General features: G+C 54.5%; 1 protein-coding gene. It reads left to right on the top strand.

Going from position 1 to position 286, the window contains the following annotated elements:
- Positions 1-286, top strand: a 286-nt coding sequence (locus SB775_RS28815) for a methylmalonyl-CoA mutase family protein (RefSeq protein ID WP_410864614.1), incomplete at both ends; no start/stop codon positions are given.

The raw sequence follows: 286 nt of genomic DNA, 5'->3' as shown, positions 1-286 counted from the left end.
CGAATGAACGCAGCCAGAAACTGAAATACCATGTCCAGACATCCGGCCGCAGCTTGCACGCGCAGGAAATCGATTTCAACGATATCCGCACGACGCTGCAGGCATTGATGGCGCTACAGGACAATTGCAACTCGCTTCACACGAATGCGTACGATGAAGCGATCACGACGCCGACGGAAGAATCCGTGCGCCGGGCGATGGCCATCCAGATGAACATCACGAAAGAGCACGGATTGTCGAAAAACGAAAATCCGCTGCAAGGGGCATTCGTGGTGGAAGAGCTGAC

It is taken from the genome of Peribacillus sp. SIMBA_075 (genome assembly GCF_046534585.1).
Note: the sequence above shows the minus strand (reverse complement) of the source record. Positions and strands in the feature narration are given on the sequence as shown.